General features: G+C 74.5%; 21 protein-coding genes. 14 read left to right on the top strand and 7 right to left on the bottom strand.

The annotated features are described in order from the left end of the window. Nucleotides 1-156 precede the first annotated feature (156 nt). Nucleotides 157-516: a glycine-rich domain-containing protein gene (locus ACFYVJ_RS32200; RefSeq protein WP_388899157.1), complete on the top strand. Its 360-nt coding sequence runs from the start codon at nt 157-159 to the stop codon at nt 514-516. 68 nt (nt 517-584) lie between these two features. Next, nucleotides 585-1,226 (top strand): class I SAM-dependent methyltransferase, encoded by a 642-nt coding sequence (locus tag ACFYVJ_RS32195; RefSeq protein ID WP_388899154.1) that lies wholly within the window; start codon nt 585-587, stop codon nt 1,224-1,226. 476 nt (nt 1,227-1,702) lie between these two features. On the opposite strand, the gene ACFYVJ_RS32190 is transcribed toward ACFYVJ_RS32195, so the two are convergent. The 3 genes from ACFYVJ_RS32190 to ACFYVJ_RS32180 form a co-directional block, all read right to left on the bottom strand. Next, nucleotides 1,703-1,954 carry a DUF397 domain-containing protein gene (locus ACFYVJ_RS32190; protein WP_388899151.1) on the bottom strand — a complete coding sequence of 84 codons (252 nt, stop codon included), beginning with the start codon at nt 1,952-1,954 and terminating at the stop codon, nt 1,703-1,705. Further along, nucleotides 1,935-2,786, bottom strand: a complete 852-nt coding sequence (locus ACFYVJ_RS32185) for a Scr1 family TA system antitoxin-like transcriptional regulator (protein ID WP_388899148.1) — start codon at nt 2,784-2,786, stop codon at nt 1,935-1,937. The genes ACFYVJ_RS32190 and ACFYVJ_RS32185 overlap by 20 nt, the downstream gene beginning before the upstream one ends. 168 nt (nt 2,787-2,954) lie before the next feature. Next, the gene (locus ACFYVJ_RS32180; RefSeq protein ID WP_388899145.1) at nt 2,955-4,175 is read right to left on the bottom strand and encodes a hypothetical protein; all 1,221 of its coding nucleotides are present in this window, start codon (nt 4,173-4,175) and stop codon (nt 2,955-2,957) included. Nucleotides 4,176-4,304: 129 nt separating this feature from the next. Between ACFYVJ_RS32180 and ACFYVJ_RS32175 the strand changes: the two genes are divergently transcribed. The 5 genes from ACFYVJ_RS32175 (at nt 4,305) to ACFYVJ_RS32155 (ending at nt 11,711) form a co-directional block, all read left to right on the top strand. Then, a complete protein-coding gene (locus ACFYVJ_RS32175) occupies nt 4,305-5,141 on the top strand; it encodes an NAD-dependent epimerase/dehydratase family protein (RefSeq protein WP_388899142.1) in 837 nt (278 codons plus the stop codon). A 156-nt stretch (nt 5,142-5,297) separates the two neighbouring features. Further along, a complete protein-coding gene (locus tag ACFYVJ_RS32170) occupies nt 5,298-6,227 on the top strand; it encodes a 5-dehydro-4-deoxyglucarate dehydratase (protein WP_388899139.1) in 930 nt (309 codons plus the stop codon). Further along, on the top strand, nt 6,224-7,498 hold the full coding sequence (locus ACFYVJ_RS32165; protein ID WP_388899136.1) for an enolase C-terminal domain-like protein: 1,275 nt from the start codon (nt 6,224-6,226) through the stop codon (nt 7,496-7,498). The genes ACFYVJ_RS32170 and ACFYVJ_RS32165 overlap by 4 nt, the downstream gene beginning before the upstream one ends. A 66-nt stretch (nt 7,499-7,564) precedes the next feature. Continuing rightward, nucleotides 7,565-9,127: a sodium:solute symporter family protein gene (locus ACFYVJ_RS32160; RefSeq protein ID WP_388899133.1), complete on the top strand. Its 1,563-nt coding sequence runs from the start codon at nt 7,565-7,567 to the stop codon at nt 9,125-9,127. 112 nt (nt 9,128-9,239) lie between these two features. Further along, on the top strand, nt 9,240-11,711 hold the full coding sequence (locus ACFYVJ_RS32155) for a polysaccharide lyase 8 family protein (RefSeq protein ID WP_388899130.1): 2,472 nt from the start codon (nt 9,240-9,242) through the stop codon (nt 11,709-11,711). A gap of 102 nt (nt 11,712-11,813) precedes the next feature. On the opposite strand, the gene ACFYVJ_RS32150 is transcribed toward ACFYVJ_RS32155, so the two are convergent. Beyond that, nucleotides 11,814-12,734, bottom strand: a complete 921-nt coding sequence (locus ACFYVJ_RS32150; RefSeq protein WP_388899126.1) for an NADP-dependent oxidoreductase — start codon at nt 12,732-12,734, stop codon at nt 11,814-11,816. Between the two features lie 63 nt (nt 12,735-12,797). Between ACFYVJ_RS32150 and ACFYVJ_RS32145 the strand changes: the two genes are divergently transcribed. Beyond that, nucleotides 12,798-13,196, top strand: a complete 399-nt coding sequence (locus ACFYVJ_RS32145) for an RNA-binding S4 domain-containing protein (RefSeq protein WP_388899123.1) — start codon at nt 12,798-12,800, stop codon at nt 13,194-13,196. 63 nt (nt 13,197-13,259) lie between these two features. On the opposite strand, the gene ACFYVJ_RS32140 is transcribed toward ACFYVJ_RS32145, so the two are convergent. Next, on the bottom strand, nt 13,260-14,156 hold the full coding sequence (locus ACFYVJ_RS32140; protein ID WP_388899120.1) for an endonuclease/exonuclease/phosphatase family protein: 897 nt from the start codon (nt 14,154-14,156) through the stop codon (nt 13,260-13,262). 227 nt (nt 14,157-14,383) lie between these two features. Between ACFYVJ_RS32140 and ACFYVJ_RS32135 the strand changes: the two genes are divergently transcribed. After that, nucleotides 14,384-15,625, top strand: coding sequence for an NAD(P)/FAD-dependent oxidoreductase (locus tag ACFYVJ_RS32135; RefSeq protein WP_388899117.1), 1,242 nt, complete (start codon nt 14,384-14,386; stop codon nt 15,623-15,625). Between the two features lie 66 nt (nt 15,626-15,691). Here ACFYVJ_RS32135 and ACFYVJ_RS32130 read toward each other — a convergent pair whose 3' ends face one another. Continuing rightward, complete coding sequence (locus tag ACFYVJ_RS32130; RefSeq protein ID WP_388899114.1) at nt 15,692-16,462, bottom strand: methyltransferase domain-containing protein; 771 nt, start codon at nt 16,460-16,462, stop codon at nt 15,692-15,694. 133 nt (nt 16,463-16,595) lie between these two features. Between ACFYVJ_RS32130 and ACFYVJ_RS32125 the strand changes: the two genes are divergently transcribed. The 3 genes from ACFYVJ_RS32125 (at nt 16,596) to ACFYVJ_RS32115 (ending at nt 20,238) form a co-directional block, all read left to right on the top strand. Beyond that, nucleotides 16,596-17,549: a sigma-70 family RNA polymerase sigma factor gene (locus tag ACFYVJ_RS32125; RefSeq protein WP_388899111.1), complete on the top strand. Its 954-nt coding sequence runs from the start codon at nt 16,596-16,598 to the stop codon at nt 17,547-17,549. 96 nt (nt 17,550-17,645) lie between these two features. Next, a complete protein-coding gene (locus ACFYVJ_RS32120; RefSeq protein ID WP_388899108.1) occupies nt 17,646-18,497 on the top strand; it encodes a PhzF family phenazine biosynthesis isomerase in 852 nt (283 codons plus the stop codon). A gap of 136 nt (nt 18,498-18,633) precedes the next feature. Beyond that, the gene (locus ACFYVJ_RS32115; protein ID WP_388899105.1) at nt 18,634-20,238 is read left to right on the top strand and encodes an MFS transporter; all 1,605 of its coding nucleotides are present in this window, start codon (nt 18,634-18,636) and stop codon (nt 20,236-20,238) included. A gap of 126 nt (nt 20,239-20,364) precedes the next feature. Here ACFYVJ_RS32115 and ACFYVJ_RS32110 read toward each other — a convergent pair whose 3' ends face one another. Next, nucleotides 20,365-20,658 (bottom strand): hypothetical protein, encoded by a 294-nt coding sequence (locus ACFYVJ_RS32110; RefSeq protein ID WP_388899102.1) that lies wholly within the window; start codon nt 20,656-20,658, stop codon nt 20,365-20,367. A gap of 75 nt (nt 20,659-20,733) precedes the next feature. Between ACFYVJ_RS32110 and ACFYVJ_RS32105 the strand changes: the two genes are divergently transcribed. Together ACFYVJ_RS32105 and ACFYVJ_RS32100 are read left to right on the top strand one after the other, a co-directional pair. Beyond that, a complete protein-coding gene (locus ACFYVJ_RS32105) occupies nt 20,734-21,474 on the top strand; it encodes a VOC family protein (protein WP_388899099.1) in 741 nt (246 codons plus the stop codon). Next, nucleotides 21,471-23,885 (top strand): ATP-binding protein, encoded by a 2,415-nt coding sequence (locus ACFYVJ_RS32100; RefSeq protein ID WP_388899096.1) that lies wholly within the window; start codon nt 21,471-21,473, stop codon nt 23,883-23,885. The genes ACFYVJ_RS32105 and ACFYVJ_RS32100 overlap by 4 nt, the downstream gene beginning before the upstream one ends. Nucleotides 23,886-23,908 lie beyond the last annotated feature (23 nt).

Raw genomic sequence — 23,908 nt, 5'->3', positions numbered from 1 at the left:
CTCTTCCGCTGCCGACATCAGAGGCCGGCATGCCCGAGCACGACCGCGTGAAGGGAATCGCTCATGGCAACTGCGGTACAGGTCCGGGACCCCCGGAACTGCGTCCCCACCCAGGTATGGGAGCGGGAAGTCCGACTCATCATGCGAGACCACACGATGGAACGTGACCTTGCCGAGCGCGTCTTCGGCCAGGCCGTGGCCTACCTGGTGACCTCCGCCGAGCGCCCCGGGACCCGTATGGGGCCCTCCCGGGCCGTGGACCGGGGTGTTCACTCGTTCGTGCTCGACTCGATCAACTACACGGCGTTCTGCGACCAGCACGCGGGCCGCTACCTCCATCACGTTCCGCACCTGCCCGGCCAGGTCGCGCAGGAGCCGCCCGCCCTGCGGGACACGGTCGAGGCCATCCGGGCTTCCGGCTTCCGGATCGATCCGGAGCTGTGGGCCATGAAGGATGGCACCGACTGCTCCCAGTGCCACTCCGGGTGCACGGACAGCCCCAACAGCGGGAAGTAGTACTGCACCGACTGGGGCAACTCCCCCAGGAAACCGAGGGGAGTTGCCCCCATGAGGAAAGGTTCTGCATGGACGTCGTCGACGCCTGGGAGCGCTACGCCCGGGGGCGGACGCCCCGGCGGGAGACCAACGCCTTCGGGGCGTGTACGTGGTTGAACTGGACGCAGCACGCGGACCACGGCCCCGGTGAGTCGGTCCTCGGGGACCTTGGGGGCCGGGCCGTCCTCGAACTCGGCTCCGGGACGGGCTGCAATCTTGCCCATCTGTCCACCCAGGGTGCCGTCTGCACCGGCGTGGACATCGCACCGAGCCAGCGCAGGAAGGCCGTCGACCGGTGGGGGCACCTCCCCGGTCTCGCCTTCCACACGGCGGACGCGACCGACTTCCTGAGCCACGCGGAAGGCACGTTCGACGCGGTTCTCTCCATCTTCGGACCCGTTTGGTTCACGGACCCTGAACAACTCCTCCCCCTGATCCGGAAGAGGCTGTCCTCCGGTGGCGTGCTGGCCTTCTCCCACAAGCCCCCGGCCGAAGGCATGGCGCCGGTGGGCACGCTGAGCGCGGCCAGGGCGGTGACGAGATGGGACTACGGTCCTGATGAGTGGTCGGCCCTCCTGGCCGATGCGGGGTACGCGAACCCCCGGGCCGAGGTCATCCCTCCCCCGGGGGGACAAGGCGTCGGCACCCTCCTCGTCCGGGGCTACGCCTAGTCCAGTCGGGCCTCGAACTGGCGGCCAGGGCGGGAAGGGAGGCGTCGCTTTCGCGTCATAACTTGCCGTAACCCACTTCCCAAACTAGGGCAATTTGCCCTCCGGGGCCGAAGTTTGCCCACTTACGTGCACGCGGGTCAGCCGACCGCATCCAGCTCCCCGAAGGCCCTCGGTGTGCACGTGGCGGTGACGAACCCGGGGCAACCCACCCGCGAACCGGACCCAGCCGCGGCACGGGCGGGATACGAGGGCCGAGCGCCGTCTGCTCCGTCACATCGCCGGCCACACCCCGCTGCCGGCACTCCTGAGAGCCGGGCGGCGGGCCCAGGGGGGGCCAATGCTCCAAACCCCCGTCGCCGCGGCGTCCTTACGCACGACGGCCCACCCCGACACCGGCCTATCCGCCCCGTCCCGGGTTACCTACCGCTCTCGATCGCCCCTGGCGCGGGCCCCACCGTCGTAGCCCGCTGCCGCAGTCAGGTGGTGGGGAACTCCTCGCGCTTGACGGCGGCGAGGAAGTCGTCCCAGGCGGCGGGGCTGAAGGCCAGGCGGGGGCCGTCGGGGTCCTTTGAGTCGCGCACGGGGACGGCGGTGGGGGTGGCGGCCACCTCGACGCAGTCGCCGCCGTTGTTGCCGCTGTAGCTGCTCTTACGCCAGTCCGCAGCCACCTCTACACAGTTGCCGCCGTTGTCTCCGCTGTAGCTGCTCTTACGCCACGTCATGGCCATGCTGCCGGTATCCCTCCATGAACTCATCGATCAGAGCGGCGGATTCGCGAGCCGACAGAGCGTCAGCCCTGAGCAAATCATAGGTCCGCAAGTGTCGTTCGTAGACCGCCGGATCCTCGCCGAAGTGACCGCGGTCGAGGGACTCGGAGTAGACGCACCGGTGGTCGTCGGGCAGGGTGATCAGCGACATTGAGGTGTTGGGGCGGATGAGTTCCGGCCGGTCGGCCGGGGCGACCTGGATCTGGACGTTGGCCCGCTGGCCCGCGGCGAGCAGGTGCGCGCACTGTTCGCGCATGACCTCCGGCCCTCCGATGACGTTGCGGAGGCAACTTTCGTCGAGCACGACGACGTACATCGGGCCCTCGGACGAGAGGAACCGCTGCTGGCGGCTGAGCCTGGCTCGTACTCGCTCCGCGACCTTCTCCTCATCGGGCGTGACTCGGGCGAACAAGGCGCGCGCGTACTGCTCGTTCTGCAGGAGCCCCGTAACGACTCGCTCCTGATACTCGCGCAACGACACGCACTCCGCATCCAACTGCGCTCGCCGTTCGAACCAGTCCGGATGCGCAACGTCCGGATACCAATCGACCCTCAGCCACAGCCGCGCTAACAGTCCGTTACCGCCCAGCGCTTCGTCGCACTTCGCCGCGAACGTGTCCGGCGGCACGCTCGTACCGCCCTCGATCCTGGCAACGTACGACCGGTCGCAGGGGATGAGCTTCGCCAACTCCGCCTGTGTCATGCCTGCTGCCTCGCGCAAGTGCCTCAGGACGTCGCCGAACATCAACGCCGTCGTGCCCGTCGCGCGATGGGTCGCGTTGCGTGGGGTCATGCCTGCCTCCCGTTCTCGTGACCTCTGTCACGTGCCTGGCCTTGCTTCCGGCGACTCCGTTCCGGAAGCGTAGAACCACACAACGTAACTGAACGCAACGAGAATACCCGTAAATCCCAAAGTGTCACTGTAATTCCGGAGTTGAGCGCCGATGCGCGACACCCGACGTCAGGCGTCCAGCACCTCCGCCACCCGCGCCAGGTCCGCCGCCGAGGCCAGGCCACCGTGGTACAGCCGGAGTTCGTCCGCGCCCAGTTTCGCCGCGTGGGCCGCGTCCGCCGCCAGGGTCGACGGGGTGCCGCCCATGCCCGCCACCACCGTGAGGTTCGCCGCCAGGGTCGTGTGCGGGCGGCGGTGCGGGACGCAGGGTTCCAGGGCGGCGGTACGGGCGGCGGGGCCGCCGGTGCAGGGGAGGACCAGGCCGTCCGCGAACTGCAGCACCTCCGCCGGGTCCACCCCGGCGTTCGCGCCGCAGGCGTACGGCTCCGGGGTGGCGTGCAGCAGGACGCGGAAGGCGGAGTCCGGGGCCTCGGCCCGTACCGCCGCGACCGCCTCGCGCTGCAGCCGGGTCGCCGCCGCGCGCCGCCAGCCCAGCACCGCCGCCGCCCGCTCGGCGCCCAGCAGCCCCACGATCCGGGCCCAGGTGCCGGCCGCCTCCACCGCCTCCGCCGCGGCCGGCGGCGCGGCGGCGGCGCCGTCCCAGTACGGGCGCAGCGCCGCGGTGACCGCCGACCGCAGGTCGTCGGGCTCCGCGCCGTACGCGGCGTAGCCGTCGCGGCAGCGGTCGCAGAAGCACAGCGACATCAGCACCTGCCCGGCCGCGTCCAGGGCCACCCCGCCGGTCTTGTCGTGCGCGTGCAGGTGCGCCAGCCCGTACCACCCGCACGACTCCAGCTCGCAGCCGCGCGCCCCCGGCCGGGTCGCGGCCTCCGCCGCGAGCCGGACGAGGTAGTCGCGCACCTCGGGCCGGCCGATGCAGGGCGCCCAGGGGTAGCGGTCGCCGTGCGCGTTGACCACCGACGTCTGCGGATGTTCCGCGCCCAGCCGGGAGTTGTGCGCGAGGACCACCCAACTGTGCACGTCGAGACCGGCGCCGGCCAGCGCCTCCGCCGCCTCGCCGAAGGGGTCGGCGGCGGCCACCCAGTCCTGCTCGTACGGGTGCAGCGCCCGGCCCGCCCACCGGCGCGCGTCCGGCGGGTAGAGCACCGCCGAGTGCCGGGCGGTGACGATGCGGTGGCGCGGGTGGCGGGGGGTCACGGCGCGGACGGAGTGGTAGGCGGCGGCGAGCGTCACCTGCCGTACGCCCAACTCCGCGACCCGGCGCGCGGCGGCGGGGTCGCCGACGACGTCCCAGGGATACAGAAAGACCGAAGCACGAGGTGTCATCATCAGGGTGTACACATTTCTGCCCGGCGTCCATATTGGTGAACAGGCACGCTAAGGCCGCCCCGACACACCGTCAAGACCGCCTCCCCGCCGCCCCGTCCACCCGACGCCCCGCACCACCGAGGAGCCACGATGTCAGCCACCCGCCCCCCGCGCACCGTCCTGCTCACCGGCGCAGCCGGCGGCATCGGCACCCTGATGCGCGGCCTGCTCCCCGCCCACGGCCACGAGCTGCGCCTGCTCGACCGCGTCGCCGTCACCCCGGGTCCCGAGCGCGCCGTGACCGCCGACCTCGCCGACCGCGCCGCGCTGCGCGAGGCGGTCCGCGGCGTCGACGCGGTGCTCCACCTCGCCGGGATCTCGCTGGAGTCGACGTTCGAGAAGGTGCTGCGGGCCAACGTCGAGGGCACGTACCACCTCTACGAGGCCGTCCGCGAAGAGGGCGTCCGCCGCGTCGTCTTCGCCTCCAGCAACCACGCCGTCGGCTTCCACCCCCGCCCCCGCCGCACCGGCCGCGTGCCCGCCGACGAGCTGATCGGCACCGGTGCCGCGCACCGTCCCGACACCTTCTACGGCCTGTCGAAGTGCTTCGGCGAGGACCTGGCGCAGCTCTACTGGGACAAGCACGGGATCGAGACCGTCTCCGTACGCATCGGCTCCTGCTTCCCCGAGCCGACCAGCGTGCGCATGCTCTCCCTCTGGCTCAGCCCCGCCGACGGCGCCCGCCTGTTCCACGCCGCGCTGAGCGCACCGGACGTCGGCCACACCGTGGTCTACGGCAGCTCCGCCAACACCCGCGCCTGGTGGGACCTCGGCAGCGCGCGGGCGCTCGGCTACCAGCCGCGGGACGACTCCGAGTCGTACGCGGACAAGCTGCTGGCCGAGCTGGGCCCCGACGCCCCGGACGCGCCGGACCAGGCGAACCTCGGCGGCCCGTTCTGCACCGACCCGCCCATCTGGCCGCACTGAGGCCCCGGTTGGCGCACCCGGGCGCCCGGCTCCCGCGGCCGGCACCCGCGGCCGGAACCCGCGCGCACCCCCTTGACGGCCGTCGCCCCCACCTCTACGTTTCCGGCACCAATTCAGATTCATATCTTTCGTTCAGATAGATGAATCGAGGTTCCGGTGCAGCTCGACGGCATCCTGTTCTTCCCCCTCACCCCCTTCGACGCCGCCGGAGCGGTGTGCGAGGACGTGCTCGCCCGGCACGTCGCCGACGGCGTCGCGCACGGCGCGGGCGCGGTGTTCGCCGCCTGCGGCACCGGCGAGTTCCACGCACTCGACGGCGCCGAGCACCGGCGCGTGGTCCGTACCGCCGTCGCCGCCGCGGCCGGCCGGGTGCCGGTGTTCGCCGGGGCCGGCGGCCCGCTGCCGCACGCCGTCGCGTGCGCCGGAGCCGCCGAGGAGGCCGGGGCGGACGGGGTGCTGCTGATGCCGCCGTACCTGGTCGCCGCGCCGGAGGCGGGCCTCGTCGCGTACGTGCGCGAGGTCGCCGCCGCGACCGCCCTGCCGCTGGTCGTCTACCAGCGCGACAACGCCCGCTTCACCCCCGCGGGCGCCGCGGAGCTGGCCCGGATCCCCACGGTCACCGGCTTCAAGGACGGGCTCGGCGACATCGAGCTGATGCAGCGCGTCATCCCGGCCGTGCGCGCCGCGCTCGACGGCGGCGACGGGCCCGCGAAGGAGTTCACCTTCTTCAACGGCCTGCCCACCGCAGAGGTCTCGGCCGCCGCATACGCCGCCGTGGGCGCCCGGCTGTACTCCTCCGCCGTGTTCTGCTTCGTCCCCGAGGTGGCCCTCGCCTTCCACCGCGCGCGGGCCGCCGGCGACGACGCGCGCGTACGCCGCCTGCTGAGCGGCTTCTTCATCCCGCTCGTCCACCTGCGCAACGAGGTCCCCGGCTACGCCGTCGCGCTCGTCAAGGCCGGCGCCAGGATGCGCGGCCTGGACATGGGCGGCGTACGGCCGCCGCTGGTCGACCCGCACCCCAAGCACCTCGCCGAGCTGGAGCTGATCGTCGCCGCGGGGCTGGAGACGGCGGGGGCGGGCCGATGACGCGGATACGCGAGATCACCGTCACCCCCGTCGCCTTCCGCGACCCGCCGCTGCTCAACGCCGCCGGCGTACACGAGCCGTGGGCCCTGCGCAGCGTCGTCGAGGTCGTCACCGAGGACGGCCTCAGCGGCCTCGGCGAGAGCTACGGCGACGCCTCCCACCTGGACCGGCTGCACGCCGCCGCCCGCGCCCTGACCGGCGCCGACGCCGGCCACCACCACGCGCTCTACGCCCGCGTCGCCGCGAGCGTCGGCGCCGACGTCTTCACCGACCAGCACGGCCTGACCGGCGCCGGCAGCAACGGCAAGACCGTCGACGCCGTCTTCGCCCCCTTCGAGGTCGCCTGCCTCGACATCACCGGCAAGGCCACCGGGCGCCGCGTGGCCGACCTGCTCGGCGGGCCGGTGCGCGACGAAGTGCCGTACAGCGCGTACCTCTTCTACAAGTGGGCGGGACACCCGGACGGGCCCGAGGACCGCTTCGGCCCGGCGCTCGACCCGGACGGCATCGTCGCCCAGGCGCGGCTGCTCGTCGGGGAGTACGGCTTCCGCTCGCTGAAGCTCAAGGGCGGGGTCTTCCCGCCCGACGAGGAGATCGCGGCGGTACGCGCCCTCACGGACGCCTTCCCCGCGCTGCCGCTGCGCATCGACCCCAACGCCGCCTGGACGCCGGAGACTTCCGTGCGCGTCGGCACCGAACTGGCCGGGGCGGTGGAGTACCTGGAGGACCCGGCGCCCGGCATCGAGGGGATGGCCGAGGTCGCGGCGAAGGTGCCGATGCCGCTGGCCACGAACATGGCCGTGGTCACGCACGCCCACCTGCCGCCGGCGATCGCGCGGCGCGCCATCGGGGTGCTGCTGCTCGACCACCACTACTGGGGCGGGCTGCTGAGGTCCGCGCAGGTGGCGGCGCTCTGCGCGACGTTCGGCATCGGCCTGTCCATGCACTCCAACTCGCACCTCGGCATCAGCCTCGCCGCGATGACGCACCTGGCCGCCGCCACCCCCAACCTCGACCACTCCTGCGACACCCACACGCCCTGGCTGACGGTGCGGCAGGACGGTCAGGACGTGATCGCCCCCGGGGCCCTCGCCTTCGCCGGCGGCGCCGTACCGGTGCCGCCGGGTCCGGGACTCGGCGTCGAACTCGACCGCGACGCGCTGGCCGTGCTGCACGAGCAGTACGAGCGGTGCGGCGTCCGGCGCCGCGACGACACCGCGTACATGCGCCGCTTCCACCCCGGCTTCGCCCCCGCGCGGGCCCGTTGGTGAACGCCCGGCACGCGGCACGCGCACCACCCCCCCCACCCATCGGAGAAGACACAGGCAGGAGCCGCGATGTCCATCGCTGACTGGATCATGGTCGGGGCCTATTTCTGCGTGATGGTAGGCATCGGCTGGTGGTCGAAGAACCGCATCCGCACCGTGAAGGACTTCTTCACCACCGGCGGCCGCATACCGTGGTGGCTTTCCGGCATCTCGCACCACATGTCCGGCTACAGCGCGGTGATGTTCGTCGCGTTCGCCGCCGTCGCCTACGACCACGGGCTGACGGTGTACGTGTGGTGGGCGCTGACCATCGGCCTCGGCATCGGGGTCGGCGCGTTCCTCTTCGCGCCCCGCTGGGCGCGGCTGCGCGCGAAGCACGACGTGGCCTCGCCGCTGGAGTACCTGGCGAAGCGGTACAACCTGCCGACCCAGCAGGTGCTGGCGTACAGCGGCGCGCTGCTGAAGGTCGTCGACATCGCGGCCAAGTGGGTGGCGATCTCGGTGCTGCTGCAGGGCTTCGCGGACGTGCCGCTGGAGTGGGGCATCCTCTTCACCGGCGTGGCCACGATGGCGTACATGGCGGTCGGCGGGCTGTGGGCGGACGTGCTCACGGACTTCAGCCAGTTCATCATCCAACTGCTGGCCGGCGCGGTGATGTTCGTGGCCGTACTGGCGGAGCTGGGCGGCATCGACACCCTGTGGACGATGTGGGACGACCTGCCCGACAGCCACCACGACCCGGTCACCGGGCCGGTGACGACGACGCTCGTGCTGGCTTTCCTGCTGGTCAAGACCTTCGAGTACAACGGCGGCATGTGGAACCTGGCGCAGCGCTACATGGCCGCGCCGTCCGGCTCCGCCGCGAAGCGCTCGGCGCTGCTGTCCAGCGGGCTGTGGCTGGTGTGGCCGTTCATCCTCTTCCTGCCGATGTTCGCGGCGCCGCTGATCGTGCCGGGGCTGGAGAACAGCGAGGAGTCGTACATCGAGCTGGCGAAGGAGCTGATGCCGGCCGGTCTGACGGGGCTGGTGCTGGCCGGGTTCTTCTGCCACACGATGGCGATGGTGGCCTCGGACTCCAACGTGATCTCGGCGGTCATCACCCGGGACATGGCGCCCGTACTGGTGCCGCGGGTACGGCAGTTGACGGACAGGGCGCAGTTGACGTTCGCGCGGGTGACGACGGTGGCGTTCGTGTCGGTGAGCATGGTGATCGCGATCGCGACCGGCGGTGAGGGCTTCGTGCTCGACGTGGTCGTGGACCTGGTGGCGGCGACGATGGGGCCGATCTCTATCCCGCTGATGCTGGGGATGCTGCCGTGGTTCCGGCGCTGCGGCCCGACGGCGGCGATCGTGTCGTGGGCCGGCGGCCTGGGGCTGTGGGCGGTGCTGCACTGGGTGCTGGACGGCACCACGCAGGCGGCGCTCGTGGGGCTGCCGCTGCTGACGTCGCTGGTGCTGTACGTGGGCATCGGGCTGCTGCGCCCCGAGGGCGGGGCGGAGCAGGACGCGCTGATCGACTCGCTGGGCTCGGACCCGGAGGAGGGCGCCGCGGCCGCGGGCTCCCCGGCCGGGGCGGAGGCCGCCGGGGCGGCGGCGAAGGACACCCAGCCGCCGGAGCTCACCACGCGCTGAGGGGTAGGCGGCAGGCAACCCCCGTTCGTGCGGCGGGGGTTGCCGACTCCAGCAGCAAGCGCTTTCATCCCCCGGTGAGTACGGCTTCTTTCCTACGAACCGAGGGAGCCCGATGCGCCCCGTCCGCCCGCCGTTGCCCTCCCGCCGCACCCTGCTCGCCGCGAGCGCCGGGACGCTCCTCGTCCCGGCGACCGCCGCCACCGCGTACGCCTCGGCCTCCGGCACCGCGCCCGGCGCCGCGCCCGGCCCGGCCGCCGCCGCACCCGCCGCCGCACCCGCCGCCGCACCCGCCGACGAAGAGGCCCTGCTGGAGCGCGCCGCCCGCATGCTCGCCGGCGACGGCTACGACCCCGCAGACCCCGACTTCGCCGCCGCCCTCGCCGACCTCGACGCCGAGGCCCGCCGCTGGTGGGACACCCTGGACCGGTCCGCGGGCCGCACCGCGCTCTGGCCCGACCTCGCCCCCGTCGCCGACGCCGGCAACTTCGGCCAGTGCTACCCGCGGCTGCGCACCCTCGCCACCGCCTGGACCGCCCCCGGCACCTCCTTCACCGGCCGCGCCGACGTCGCCGCCGCGCTGCTCGACGCGCTGCGCTTCCTCCACGGCGCCGCGTACCACCCGGGCCGTACCCCCACCGGCAACTGGTGGTTCTGGGAGATCGGCGCCCCGCGCGCCCTGCTCGACTGCTGCGTCCTGCTGCGCGCCGCGCTGCCGGCCGCCGACCTCGCCGCGTACCTCGCGACCGTCGACCGCTTCGTCCCCGACCCCGACCGCCGCACCGGCTCCCCGACGCTCTCCGAGACCGGCGCCAACCGCGCCGACAAGTGCGTCATCGTCGCGCTGCGCGGGCTGCTGGGCCGCAGCCCGGAGAAGACCGCGCTGGCCCGCGACGGCCTGTCCGACGTGCGCGACGGCGGGCGCAACAGCCTCTTCCAGTACGTGACGTCCGGCGACGGCTTCTACCTCGACGGCTCCTTCGTCCAGCACGGCTCCGTCGCCTACACCGGCACGTACGGCGCGGTGCTCCTGGCCGCCGCGGGCCAGTTGATGGCGCTGCTCGCCGGTTCGGCGTGGGCGGTCACCGATCCCGCGACGACCGTGCTCTTCGACGCCGTCGAGCGGTCGTTCGCGCCGGTGATCACCGACGGGCTGATGATGGACGCGGTACGCGGCCGGGCGATCTCCCGCGAGCGCGCGCCGGACCACGTGGACGGCGCCCTCGCGGTCTCCTACGTCCTGCAGTTGGCGGAGGCCGCGCCCGCGGAGCAGGCCGCGCGGTGGCACGCGGCGGCGAAGGGCTGGATCGGGCGGCAGTCGGCGTACCCGTACCTCTCGCTCGTCGGCCTCCCGCACATCCAGCGGGCCAAGGCCGTGCTCACCGACCCCGCGGTACCGGCGGCCCCGCCGCTCACGGGACACCACTGCTTCGCCGCCATGGAGCGCGTCGTGCACCGGCGCCCCGGCTGGTCGTACGCGCTCTCGCTGTCGTCGAAGCGCGTCGCCGCGTACGAGGCGGGCAACGGCGAGAACGGCCACGGCTGGTACACCGGCGACGGCATGGGCTACCTCTACCTCCCGGGCGACCAGGGGCAGTTCGGCGACGCCTACTGGCCCACGGTGAACGCGTACCGGCTGCCCGGCACGACCGTCGACACCCGCCCGCGCGCGAACCTGGGAGGCGCGTGGACGGAGTTCCGCCCCACGAACGAGGTGTCGGGCGGCGCGGTGCTGCACGGGCGGTACGGGGCGGCGGCGTTCGAGCTGCGGGCGGACGGAAGCTCGCTGCGGGCCAGGAAGACGTGGTTCTTCCTGGACGACGCGGTGGTCGCGCTGGGCGCGGACATCGCGGCCGCCGACGGCAGGGTGATCGAGACGACGGTCGAGAACCGCGGCCTGCGCGGGGACGGCGAGCCGGCCTTCGTGGTGGACGGGCGGCGGCAGCCGGAAGAGACGGGCTGGGAAGGGGACTTCGAGCGGGCGCGGTGGGCGCACCTGGAGGGGGTCGGCGGGTACGTCTTCCTCGACGGGGGCGCCGGATCCCGGCTGCGGGCGCTGCGCGAGGAGCGTACGGGCGCGTGGCGGGACGTCAACACCGGCGCCGACACGGGCGGCTCCACCACCCCGCACACCCGGCGCTATCTGACGCTCTGGCTGGACCACGGCACGTCGCCGGCCGGGGCGCGCTACGCGTACGCGCTGCTGCCCACGGCGAGCCGGGTGGCGACGGCGGCGTGGTCGGCGCGCGGCCCCGTGCGGGTGGCGGCGAACGACGCGGCGGCGCAGGCGGTCGAGATCCGCCGTCTGGGCCTGACGGCGGCCCACTTCTGGACGGCGGGCACGGCGGCGGGCATCCGCAGCGAAGGCCCGGCCACGGTGCTGCTGCGCCGCCGCGGCGACGCGATCTCCCTGGCGGTCTCCGACCCCGGCCACGCGGCGGCGGAGATCAGCCTCGAACTCCCGCTGCCGGTCCGCGCGGTGACGAGCGCGGACCCGACGGTGGAGGTGGTACCGGGCAGGCGGGGCCGGGTGACGGTACGGACGGAAGGCTCCCGCGGCGCGACGCACCGGGCGGAGTTGCGGTAGCGCGGGCCGGCGCCGGGGTGACCCCGTCACGGCGGGACGGGGTCACCGGGACGGGGTCACCTTGCCGGTGGCGCGGGGCACGGCCGTGGATGAGCCGCGGAGCTACGGCACGTCCAGGACCAGCTTGCCCCTCGTACGGCCCGACTCGCTGCGGCGGAACGCCTCCGCGGCCTCCGCCAGCGGCAGCGCGTCGACGTGCACCGTCAGCTTGCCCGCCGCGGCGAGTCCCGCCAGATGCGCCAGGCCCTCCGCGTCCGGGCGGACCCACACCACCTGCCCGCCCAGCTTCTTCACCTCGCCGTCCGCGATCGACGCGGAGCGCGCCGGGTCCTTGAGCACGTCGTGCGAGACCTGCACGGCCCCGCCGCCCGCGAAGTCCACCGCCGCGTCCACCCCGTCGGGGGCCAGCTCCCGCACCCGGCCGGCGAGTCCTTCGCCGTACGTCAGGGGCTCGGCGCCCAGCGAGCGGAGGAAGTCGTGGTTGCGCTCGCTCGCGGTGGCGATCACGCGCGCGCCGCGGAGGACCGCGAGCTGGACGCCGAGCGAGCCGACGCCGCCCGCGCCGCCGTGGACGAGCACCGTCTCGCCGTCCCCGGCGCCCACCCGGTCCAGCGACCGCAGCGCGGTGAGCCCGGCCAGCGGCAGCGCGGCGGCCTGCTGCCAGCCCAGCGCGGCGGGCTTGCGGGTCAGGGTCCGTACGGGCGCGGCGACGTACTCGGCGTAGGTGCCCTGCCCGATCTCGTCCCGGCGCACGTACCCCAGCACCTCGTCGCCGACGGCGAACTCCGGGGTGTCCGCGCCCAGTTCCTCCACCACGCCGGCCGCGTCCCAGCCGGGGATCAGCGGGAAGCGGACGTACATCATCGGGTCGAGCCAGCCCTTCGCCACCTTCCAGTCCACGGGGTTCACCCCGGCCGCCTTGACCCGCACCAGCACCTGGTCGGGACCGACTTTGGGCTTGGGCACCTCGTCGAGCCGCAGGTTCTCGGGTCCGCCGTAACCGTCCGTGATGATCGCCTTCATGGTCCTCTCCAAGGTCGGGTCGGACGGGATTATTCCGGAAGCCCGCCCCGTAGAGTCGACGACATGGCTGGAGAGGACGGGAGCGTACGGGTCGACAGTTGGATCTGGTCCGTACGGCTCACCAAGACCCGCTCCGCGGCTGCCACCGCCTGCAAGGCGGGGCACGTCCGCGTCAACGGCGACCGCGTGAAGCCGGCCCAGGCGCTGCGGGTCGGCGACGAGGTGCGGGTGCGGCTGGCCGGGCGGGAGCGGATCGTGGTGGTCAAGCGGCTGCTGCGCAAGCGGGTCGGCGCCCCGGTGGCCGTCGAGTGCTACGCGGACCACAGCCCGCCCCCGCCGCCGCGCGAGATGGCCGCCCCGGTGGCCCGCCGCGACCGCGGCACGGGCCGCCCCACGAAGCGCGACCGCCGCGAACTGGACCGCCTCCGCGGCCGTCCGGAACGCGACGAGAACGAGGAGTAGGGCCGGGCGGCCCGGCCGGGAGCCGGAGGCGCCGGCGGCTGTACGGCCGCCGGCGCCCCGGGGTCAGACGCGCAGGAACGCCTGTACCGGCAGGTGGTCGCTCGGGAACTGGCCGCCGCGCTCGTAGGTGTTGATCTTCGCGTACCGCGTCCGCACGCCCGGCGTGACGAGGATCCAGTCGATCCGGTCGCCGTCCGGCACCAGCGGCCGGTACCCGTGGAACGTGGCGTACGCGTCGCTGCGCCGGTCCGCCGCGTCCCAGGTGTCCACCAGGCCGCCGCCCACGAGCATCGCGTCGTAGACCGGGTTGCGGTGGGCGGGGACGTTGAAGTCGCCGGTGACGACCCGCGGCAGCGCGGCGTCGAACTCCGCGAAGCGGCTGGTGATCAGATCGGCGGAGCGCTCGCGCGCCTGCTGGTTGACGTGGTCGAGGTGGGTGTTGACGTGGTAGAACTCGCCGCCCGTGACCAGGTCGCGGAAGCGGATCCAGGTGACCATCCGCAGCACGGCGTTGCCCCAGGTGTTGGAGCCGATCAGGTAGGGCTCGTCGGAGAGCCAGTAGTGGTCGAACGCGACCGGGGCCAGCCGGCGGATGTCGTAGAACACCGCCATGAACTCGTCCTTGCTGCCGCCCTTGCGGCCGGTGCCGATCCAGGCGTGGTGGCGGCCGAGGTCGGCGGCGATGTCGAGCAGTTGCGGGTACAGCCCCTCCTGGGTGCCGACGAGGTGCGGCTCCTCCGCGCGCAGCAGTGCGCGCATCACGGGGCGCCGCTCGGGCCAGGAGTTGGGCGGGGTGGCGGAGGCGTAGCGGAGGTTGAAGCTCATGACGTGCAGTTCGTCCTCGCCGCCGCTCGGGCGGCTGTCGGCCCGCGCCTCGGTGAGCCCGACGACGGTCGGGGCGAGGGCGGCGGCGGCCGCGGTGCCGAGGGCGCGGCGGCGGGTGAGGGGGAACTCGGGCATGGGACACCTCTCCGTTCGGGGGTGCGACGTGGGGAGAGTCTCAGGCGGCGAGATGAGAGGGAAGTGACGCGCGCACGTCAGCGATACGAACTCAAGATCACCCGGCCGCGGACCCGGGCGCGGCCCGCTCCCGTAGCGCTGTGATCCATGTCACGTGCCGTATCCGTCAGCAATCGGCGCGCTGTCCCGCTCAGGTTCCGAAGCAAGCGACCGAGAGGGAGCCGCACATGAAGCACCGCATCGTCGTCCTCGGCGCCGGCTACGCCGGCGCCTACACGGCCGGGAACCTGGCCCGCCGGCTGTCCCCCGCGGACACCGAGATCACCGTGGTCAACGCGGTGCCGGAGTTCGTCCAGCGGCTGCGGCTGCACCGGCTCGCGGCGGGCGGGGAGATCGGGACGCCACTGCTGGCCGACGTCTTCGCGGGCACGGGGATACGGCTGCGGGTGGCCCGCGTCACGGCCCTCGCCCCCGAGAGCCGGGTCGTCGCCGTGGCCGACGCCGACGGCGGCGGCCTGCTGCACTACGACACGCTCGTCTACGCCCTCGGCAGCCGCGTCGCCCTCCGCGGCGTCCCCGGGGTCGCCGAGCACGCCTTCCACGTCGCCGCCCGGCCCGCCGCGCTGCGCCTGCGCGCCCGGCTGGACGGCCTGGACAGGCGGGGCGAAGGCGGCGCCGTCCTGGTCGTCGGCGACGGGCTGACCGGCATCGAGACCGCCACCGAGATCGCCGAGGCCAGGCCCGGCCTGTCGGTGACCCTCGTCGCCCGCGGCGAGCTGGGCGCCCGGCTCTCCCCCGGCGCCCGCGCCCACCTGCGCCGGGCCTGCGACCGGATGGGCATCGCCGTGCGGGAGCACACCCGGGTCGAGGCCGTGGAGGCGGCGGGGGTGCGGTGCGCCGACGGCACCGCCGTGGCCTCCGACGCCACCGTGTGGACCGGGGGGTTCGCGCTCGACCCGCTGGCCGCCGCCGCCGGTCTCGAGGTCACCGGCACGGGGCAGGTGGCCGTCGACCGCACCATGCGGTCGGTCTCGCACCCGGACGTCTACGCCGCCGGCGACAGCGTCCGCGCGATCGGCGACAACGGCAGGCCGCTGCCGATGTCGTGCGGTTCCGCCGGCTACACCGGCAAGCAGGCGATCCGCTCGATCGTGGGGCACCTGACCGGCCGCGAGGTCGCGTACACCAAGCTCGTCTACACCTTCAACCACATCAGCCTCGGCCGGTGGGACGGGCTCCTGCAGCCCGTCGACGACGCGGCGCAGGCGAAGCCGGGGTACGTGGCCGGCCGGACGGCCGCGCGGGTCAAGGCGGCCATCGTCCGCGGCTCACTGTGGGGCACCCTGCACCCGACGTACGGCCTGCCCACACGCCGGCGCCACCTCGCCACCGCGGCGGGGACCGCGGCCCGGACCGCACCGGACCCCTCGTGGGACGCGACCGGCGAGACCCCGTCGGTGGCCGCCTAGATGCGCCGGGCGGCGGACGCCGGTTCCGCGGACGTCGCGGACGGCGCCGGCCGGCCGGCCGGCGGCTCAGGCGGAGGCGGAGGCCACGAACACCGGCACGGCGACGAGGAACCGGCCGGCCTCGGCACGCCCGCGCTGTTCCGCGAGCCACGCGTCCGCCCGGTCACGGGCGACGGCGCCGCTCGCGCAGGCCGGCTCGGCGAGCCTGGTGAGCAGGGACAGCATCGCGGGGTCGGTGAACACGGTGGTGTGCACCTCGACCGTGACCTCGGCGAAGCCGCCGGCCAGCAGCAGGCCGCGGTACTGCCGGCCGGCGCGGGGCGCGCCCAGGAGGTCGGCGCGGGCGTGCACGATCGTGCGGGTGAGCGCCGCGTCGTTCGAGTCGATCATGATGGCGTCCCAGTCCTGCCCGGCCAGGACGATCCTGCCGCCCGGGCGGAGGACCCGCCGCGCCTCCGCCACCGCGCGCCCCGGCTCCCGGAGTACGTGGAAGACCTTGTCGGCCCGGTAGCCCTGGACGCTGCCGTCGGCGAACGGCAGTTCCTCCGCTCCCGCCGCCCGGAACTCGGCCTCCGGCCACCGCTCCCTGGCCGCGGCGAGCATCCGCGGGCTGGGGTCCACCCCCACCGCGTGGACGCCGCGTCCTGCCAGCTCGGCCACGGCCCGGCCGGCGCCGCAGCCGACGTCGACGACGGTCGAGCCCGGGACGGGGGACAGCAGTTCGTAGGAGCGGTCCCGCAGCCGGGCCGCGCCGGGCAGCCGGTCCGCGGCGTCGATGACGGCAAGCAGGGCCTCGGTGTCGCGGTGCTCTGCCACCGCTTCCTGGTTCGTGGACATGGACGCCATGCTGCGACTTCATGTCGGCATGAGGTCAAGCACGGCCGGCCGCGGCCGGCGCGGTCCGGCCGGCGGGCCGCCGTCCGCGGCCGCCGCAGCGGCCCCGGGACGAGGGAGTCCTAGGGTGGAGCGCATGGACGGCACCGCCACCGACCGCTTCGACACCGGGCGGTTCGAGGCCAGCCGGGCCCGGCTGGCCTCGCTGGCCTACCGGATGCTGGGCTCCGCCGCCGACGCCGAGGACGCCGTGCAGGACGCGTACCTCCGCTGGCAGGCCGCCGACCGGCGGCGGATCGAGGTGCCGGAGGCGTGGCTGACCAGGGTGGTCACCAACCTCTGCCTCGACCGGCTCCGTTCTGCCAGCGCCCGCCGCGAGCGCAGCGTCGGCTCCTGGCTGCCGGAACCCGTCCTCGACGGCGACCCGATACTCGGCCCCGCCGACACCTTCGAGCAGCGCGAGTCGGTGTCGCTGGCCGTGCTGACCCTGATGGAGCGTCTCTCCCCCGTCCAGCGGGCCGTCTACCTCCTGCACGAGACCTTCTCCTACGGCCACGCCGAGATCGCCGGGATCCTCGGCATCTCGGAGTCCGCCAGCCAGCAGCACCTGCACCGGGCCCGCCGCCGCGTCACCGCCGCCCGCCGCCGCGGCGGCGCGGTCGATCAGGCGGCCGCCCTGCGCATCGTCGAGGAGTTCTTCCTCGCCGCCGCCTCGGGCCGTACGGAACGGCTGGTGGAGCTGCTCACCGACGACGCGACGGCGATCTCCGACGGCGCCGGCCTGACCGGGACGATGCTGCAGTACGACACCCCGCAGCGGATCGCCGCCATCGCCCGGGCCGGCTTCGCGTCCTCGGCCTCGAAACGGCACTTCGCCGGCGGCATACCCGTCGTCCACTCCGCGCACGTGAACGGCGGTCCCGCCATCCTCTTCGCGGTCGGCGGCAAGGTCTTCGGCGCGGTGACGTTCGACCTCGCCCACGGGAAGATCGCTTTGGTGCGCGGCATCGCCGACCCGGCCCGCCTCGGCCGCCTCAACGAAGCCTGGCGGCGGTACGAACCGGGACCGCCGGTGCTCGCGAGCTGGTGACCCGGGGCCGCCCGCCCCGGCCGCCCCCGGCGCCCGCCGGGTACCCGGCCGCGTACCTGCGGGAACACCGAGCGCACCGCCGCGGGTTGCCCCTTCATGACCGACGTACTGCGTTACACCGCCTTCAGCACCGACCCCGCCGGCGGCAACCGGGCCGGTGTCGTCCTCGACGCCGCCGGGCTCTCCGACGAGCGGATGGCCGCCATCGCGGCCGAGGTGGGCTACTCGGAGACCGCCTTCCTCACCCCGGGCCCCGCGGACGAGGCCGGCCCCGGCCGCTCGTTCACCGCCCGCTACTTCAGCCCCGCCGCCGAGGTCCCCTTCTGCGGCCACGCCACCGTCGCGACCGCCGTCGCGCTCGCCGAGCGGCTGGGCGCCGGGGACTTCGCCCTGCACACCCGGCCCGGGCGGGTCCCGGTGGCGGTGACCGAGGCGGACGGGGCGCTGAAGGCGACGCTCAGCAGCGTCGAGCCGCACGTCCGGGAGGCCGCGGACGCCGACGTCGCCGAGGCACTGGCCGCGCTGCGCTGGTCCGCCGCCGAGCTGGACCCCGCCCTGCCCCCGCGCGTCGCCTTCGCCGGCGCGCACCACCTCGTCCTCGCCGCCGCCACCCGCGCCCGCCTCGCCGACCTCGACTACGACTTCGGCCGGCTGCGCGCCCTGATGGAGAAGCTGGACCTCACCACCGTCCAGCTCGTCTGGCGCGAGTCCCCCGCCGTCTTCCACGTCCGCGACCCGTTCCCCGTGGGCGGCGTGGTGGAGGACGCGGCCACCGGCGCGGCGGCGGCCGCCTTCGGCGCGTACGCCCGCGAACTCGGCCTCGCCGCCGGGCAGGACCGGCTCACCCTCCACCAGGGCCACGACATGGGCAGCCCCTCGCTGCTGGAGGTGGAGCTGCGCGCGGGCGATCCCCGGGTGCACGTGACGGGCGCGGCGGTCCGCCTCTGAGGCACGCCATGTGATCCACCTCACATTCGGGATTTCCTCCGCTCCGCTGTCGAAATCCGTCCCGCCCGCTCGACGCATGGGTGAGAGGCGCCCGGAGGGGGCGCCGGACGGTTGTTTCCGACAAGGAGCACACCTCATGGCTACCGACATCGCGACACGGGCCGGGCGGCGGGAGTGGATCGGGCTCGCGGTGCTCGCGCTGCCCGTCCTGCTCATCTCGATCGACGTCTTCGTCCTGCTGCTCGCCCTGCCCCACCTCAGCGCCGACCTCGGGGCGAGCAGCACCGAGCAGCTCTGGATCATGGACATCTACGGGTTCATGCTCTCCGGCTTCCTCGTCACGATGGGCACCCTCGGCGACCGCATCGGGCGCCGCCGCCTGCTGCTCACCGGCGCGGCGGCGTTCAGCGTCGCCTCCGTGGTCGCCGCGTACTCCACCAGCCCGGAGATGCTGATCGCCTCCCGCGCGCTGCTCGGCATCGCGGGGGCGACGCTGGCGCCTTCGACACTGGCGCTGATCACCAACATGTTCCGGGACCCCAGGCAGCGGTCCGCGGCCATCGGCGTCTGGTTCATGTGCTTCATGGGCGGCGCGGCGATCGGCCCGCTGGTCGGCGGGGCGATGCTGGAGCACTTCTGGTGGGGCTCGGCGTTCCTGCTCGGGGTGCCCGCGATGGTGCTGCTGCTGGTCCTGGGCCCGATCGTGCTGCCCGAGTACCGCGACACCAAGGCGGGCCGGCTGGACCTGGCGAGCGTGGCGCTGTCGCTGGCCGCGGTGCTGCCGCTGGTGTACGCGGTGAAGGAGCTGGCGAAGGACGGCTGGGCGCCGGTGCCGCTGGCGGCGCTCGCGGCGGGCGGGGCGTTCGGGACCGTCTTCGTACGCCGCCAGCAGCGGCTGGAGCACCCGCTGATGGACCTGCGGCTGTTCCGCAACCGGGCCTTCTGCACCGCCCTCGGCGGGATGTTCGCCGGCACCTTCCTGATGGGCGCGCTGATGCTGTTCATCACGCAGTACCTGCAGATGGTGCAGGGGCTCACGCCGCTGAAGGCGGGTCTGTGGATGCTGCCCGCGGTGGTGGCCTCGGGGTTCAGCTTCGGCCTCGCCCCCATGGCGGCCCGCTACGTCCGCCCGGCCCGGCTCATCGGCGGCGGGCTCTGCGTCTCGGTCGTGGGCCTGCTGCTGCTGGTGGTGGCCGACGTCTCCGGCGGACTGCCGTACGTCGTCACGGGGTTCGCGCTCATCAACCTGGGGGCGGGGCCGCTGGTGACGCTCGGCACCGACCTGGTCGTCAGCTCGGCGCCGCCGGAGAAGGCGGGCTCGGCGGCGGCGATGAACGAGACCAGCGGCGAGTTCGGCTACGCGCTGGGCATCGCGACGCTGGGCAGCATCGGCACGATCGTCTACCGCGGGCAGATGGAGGACGGCGTGCCGGCCGGCACCCCGGGCCCGGCGGCGGACGCCGCCCGGGAGGGCATCACCGGCGCGGCCACGGCGGCGGCGGACCTGCCGGCGCGGACGGCGGAGGCGCTGCTGACGCCGGCGCGGGAGGCGTACGTGAGCGGGATGCACGTGGCGGCGATCATCGCGGCGGTGCTGCTGGCGGGGGTGGCGGTCCTGGCCGTACGCCTGCTGAACCACGTCCCGCCCACGGGCACGGCTTCGCAGGAGGACCAGAAGACGGCGGACGCCGGCGGAGCCGGCGACGACGCGGCACCCGCCCCGGAGCCGGTACGCGGCTGAGCGCGGCCCCGGCCGCGCAACCGTGATCCGTCGCCCGCACCCGTAACCCGTCGAACCACCCCCGGGGTGGGCGGACTTCCCGCCCGCCCCGGACCGCCGTCCGGACCCCGCCCCGCCGCCCGCGCCTCAGCCGGCCGGCGGCCGGGCCGCCTCGCGCAGCGCCATCCGCGCCGCGACCGTACCCCCGTTCAGCGTCTCCCAGAACGGGTGGATCGATATCTCGACGGACAGCTCGCGGAACCTCTTCCGCAGCACCGTCTCCTGCCGGTCCAGCTCGGGCGTCCACCCGCTGCCGGCCCGGTGCTCGACGCCCGCGCTGTCCGTATACGGGCGCAGCGGGAACTCCTCCAACCGCTGCGCGACGGCGAACCACTCCCGCTTCGCCCGCAGCAACTCCTCCGGAAACTCGTAGTCGCTCACGACTCGCTATCATACGTGTGTTCGATTTCAAGAAGCGAGCCGCCACGCGCGACACGGGTGCATAGGATCGCCGGTATGGCTCTGCGACCCGTCCAGGTGAACATCAAGGCCGTCGACCACGCGGCGGTCGGCCGGTTCTGGGCGGAGGCGCTCGGCTGGCAGGTGCACGCGTCCGGCGCCACCACCTACGCCGGCCCCCCGGGCGGCCTCAGGTGGCCGCACCCGGTCGCCCTGGGCATCGACGTGGTGCCCGTACCGGAGCCCAAGACGGCGGCGAAGAACCGGGTGCACCTCGACCTCGCCACCACCTCGGCCGCCCACCAGGAGGAACTGGTCGCCCGCCTCCGCGCGCTCGGCGCGACCCCCGTGGACGTGGGCCAGGCGGAGGTGCCGTGGACCGTGCTCGCCGACCCGGAGGGCAACGAGTTCTGCGTGCTGGAGCCGCGGGACGTCTACCGGGACACCGGGCCGGTCGCCGCGGTGGTCGTCGACTGCGCGGACCCGCGGGCCATGGCCCGCTTCTGGGGCGGCGCGACGGACTGGACGGTGCACGAGGTGGGCGACGAGCACGGGGTGCTGCGCGCGGCCGCGGGCACGGGCCCGTACCTCGAACTCCTCCGCGTCCCGAACCCGAAGACCGCCCCCGACCGGGTCCACCTCGACCTGCTGCCGTACCCGGGCGACGACAAGGAGGCGGAGGTGGCCCGGCTGCGCGCCCTCGGCGCCCGCGACCTCGACGTCGGCCAGGGCGACGCCCCGTGGACCTGCCTGACCGACCCGGAGGACCACGAGTTCTGCGTCCTCGCCCTGCCGTGACGCGGCAGGCGGACGACACCGGCGACCGCTCGGGCGCCACCCGCTCCGAGATGTCCGGAACCGCCGGCGCCGTGATCCAGGCCCGCGACATCAGCGGCGGCCTGCACGTCCACCACGCAGGGCCCCGCACCCAGGACCCCGACGTCCCGGTCCCCCGCCAACTTCCTGCCGCGCCCCGCGACTTCACCGGCCGGGCCACGGAACTGCACGACCTGGACGGCATGCTCGCCGCCGCGGAGCAGGCACCGGCCCTGGTCGTCGTCACCGGGACGGCCGGGGTGGGCAAGACCTCCCTCGCGCTCGCCTGGGCCCACCGGATCGCCGCGCGCTTCCCCGACGGGCAGTTGCACGTCAACCTCCGCGGCTACGACCCCGGCCGCCCGCTGCTGCCGGGCGAGGCGCTGCACCGGATGCTCACCGCCCTCGGCGTCCCGGCCCCGGCGATCCCCGCGGAACCGGACGCCGCCGGCGCGCTGTACCGCTCCCACCTCGCCGGCCGCCGGGTGCTGACCGTGCTGGACAACGCGGCCTCCGCCGCCCAGGTCCGCCCCCTGCTGTCCGCGGGCCCCGGCTGCCTCACGCTCGTCACCAGCCGCCGCCACCTCGGCGGCCTGGCCGTACGCGACGGCGCGCAGGGACTCACGCTGCGCCCCCTGCCGGAGCCCGACGCGGTCGCGCTGCTGCGCGCCACCACGGCGGGACGCCGCGCCGGGGACGACGCGTCCCAACTGACGGAACTCGCGCGGCTCTGCGCCCGGCTCCCGCTCGCCCTGCGGGTCGCGGCGGAGCGTGCGGTCAGCCGTCCGCACCTGAGCCTGGGCGATCTGCTGGCCGACTTGCGGGACGAGTCGTCGCTGTGGGAAACCCTCAGCATGGGAGACGACGGCGAGGACGGGGACGAGGACGGGGTGCGCGCGGTCTTCGCCTGGTCCTACCAGGCGCTGCCGGAGGCGGAAGCCCGGCTGTTCCGGCTCCTCGGCCTGCACCCCGGGCCGGACTTCAGCCTCGCCGCGGCCGCCGCGCTGGCCGCCGGCCCACCGCGGGCGACCCGGCGGCTGCTCGACGCGCTCGCCGGCGTCCACCTGCTGGAGCAGACCGCCCCCGACCGGTTCGAACTCCACGACCTGCTGCGCGCGTACGCCACCGACCGGGCGCACGCCGAGATGCGCCCGGACGAACGGGACGCCGCGCTCGGGCGCGTACTGACGTGGTATCTGCTGACCGCAGAGGCGGCGCGCGCGTACGTCCGCCCCGACGGGGTCGAGCTGCCCCTCCCCCGGCCCGGTGACGGCACCGCTCCCCTGTCCTTCACGGACTACGACGCGGCCGTGGACTGGACGGAACGCGAGCGCGTCAACGTCCACGCCGCCACCCGGGCCGCCGCCGGAGCCCGGCTCCACGCCCTCGCCTGGCAGCTCCCGGTCGTGCAGTGGCGCGGCTCGATCCGCGCCGCGCCCCTCGCGGAGTGGACCGAGACGGCCCGCCTCGGGCTGGCGGCGAGCCGCGCCCTGCACGACCGGCACGCGGAGGCGTGGGTGCTGCGGTGCCTGGGCGAGGCGCACAGGCGCGCCGGCCGCCTCGCGGAAGCCGAGGAGTGCCACCGCCAAGTCCTCGTACTCCGCCGCGAGCTGGGGGACAGGAAGGACGAGGCCGCCGCGCTGAACTCGCTGGGTCTCGTCCTCCTCACCCGCAGGCGGCTGGACGCCGCCGTCACCCACTTCGCCCAGGCGCTGGACGCCTACCGGGAGCTGGGCCTGCCCCGGTGGGTGGCCGTCGAACTGGCCAACCTCGCGGCCGCGCACTACGAGGCGGGGGATCTCACCCCGGCGGACGAGTACGCGCACCGGGCGCTGGCCGCCTACCGGGACCTCGGCGACGAACTCGGCGAGGGCAGCGTGCTGCGCACCCTGAGCGGCATCCAGCGCGAGCGCGGCGAGCCGGCCGCGGCGCTGGAGTCGGCGCGGCGCGCCGTGGACATCGCCGTACGGCGCCGCAAGTCGACGTCGGAGGGGCTGCGGCTGCTGGCCCTGGGGGCCGCGCAGCGGGCCAACGGGCTGTTCGACGAGGCCCTTTCCACCTACGACCGGGCGGCCGCCGTGCACCGCCGCATCGGCGACGGCGGCCGGGAGGCCCTCGCCTGGCACGGGACCGGTGAGACCTGCCGGGCGCTCGGCCGCGCCGGCGAGGCCGCCGCCTGGCACCGCAGGGGCGCCGCCCGCTTTCACGAACTCGGCGACCCCTGGCACGAGGCCGTCGCGCTCGACGGCCTCGCCGCGGCGGTGCGGGCGGGCGATCCGGACGGGGCGCGCGGCCACGGGGAGGCGGCCCTCGCCCTGCTCGCCGGTTACGGCGACCGGCGGACGGCCGCGCTCCGCGACGGCATCACCGCACGGCTCGGGTCCGCGGACTGAGCCTGGCCGCCGGCCGGAGCCGT

This window comes from Streptomyces sp. NPDC004134 (assembly GCF_042874195.1).
Classification (GTDB): domain Bacteria; phylum Actinomycetota; class Actinomycetes; order Streptomycetales; family Streptomycetaceae; genus Streptomyces.
Note: the sequence above shows the minus strand (reverse complement) of the source record. Positions and strands in the feature narration are given on the sequence as shown.